This is a genomic window from Dysgonomonas termitidis (genome assembly GCF_042654545.1).
In the GTDB taxonomy this organism is placed as follows: Bacteria; Bacteroidota; Bacteroidia; order Bacteroidales; family Dysgonomonadaceae; genus Dysgonomonas; species Dysgonomonas termitidis.
In genome coordinates this window covers 1-610 of sequence record NZ_JBHSGN010000154.1, presented here as the reverse complement: position 1 = coordinate 610, position 610 = coordinate 1, and the positions used below count along the sequence as shown (strand labels likewise).

2 protein-coding genes are annotated in these 610 nt (G+C 39.8%); both read right to left on the bottom strand.

Translation table 11 applies throughout. The annotated features are described in order from the left end of the window. Positions 1-116 precede the first annotated feature (116 nt). Positions 117-368, bottom strand: coding sequence for a hypothetical protein (locus tag ACFO6W_RS23625; protein ID WP_380001150.1), 252 nt, complete (start codon positions 366-368; stop codon positions 117-119). A gap of 36 nt (positions 369-404) precedes the next feature. Continuing rightward, on the bottom strand, positions 405-610 hold a 206-nt coding region (locus tag ACFO6W_RS23620; protein ID WP_380001148.1), incomplete at its 5' end, for a hypothetical protein.

The window sequence follows — 610 nt, the reverse complement described above, 5'->3', positions numbered from 1 at the left end:
GGGAAGCTGTCAGAGGTATTTAAACTATTCCAGGACTAAGCTCCTGTCGTTTACCGGATAGTTGCAGCAGGATGTAAAACACCCTGCTGCAACCCATAAAATATCCGTTATGCCTGTTATAATTCATCTGCAAGCCTTATAAGCCTGTCAATGAGTTTCCTTGCATCATCCTTCGTAACGGATATAACCAAAGATCCGTCTTTTGTCAGTCCATCAGGTATGATATCCCCGGCCAGGAATAAGAGCTCCTTTTGTGCCGGAATCCCGTCAATCTTAGGCGTTACCACCTGTAGGCTGAAATTTATACCTTCGTTGTTGTCAATCATGTAAGGCTTTTTAGCCGCTGTCTTTAAAAATTTCCGTTCCATTTTTTTTTAATTTTAAGTGTTGCGTATTTATATAAATTATTTAAGCCACTGTTCCTCAATATCTTTCATAAAGTGGGAAATTCCCCATTTTATGGGATTATCTTTATTTCCACTGTTTTTCATAAAAGGGCGGATATTCTTCTTTACGGGGTCACATCCCGGATCAATAAAATAGCCCTGCTTCTGAAGGATATAAAATATCCTTTCCGCGTTAGCCGTAGAATCGGATATCTCATCAGTCC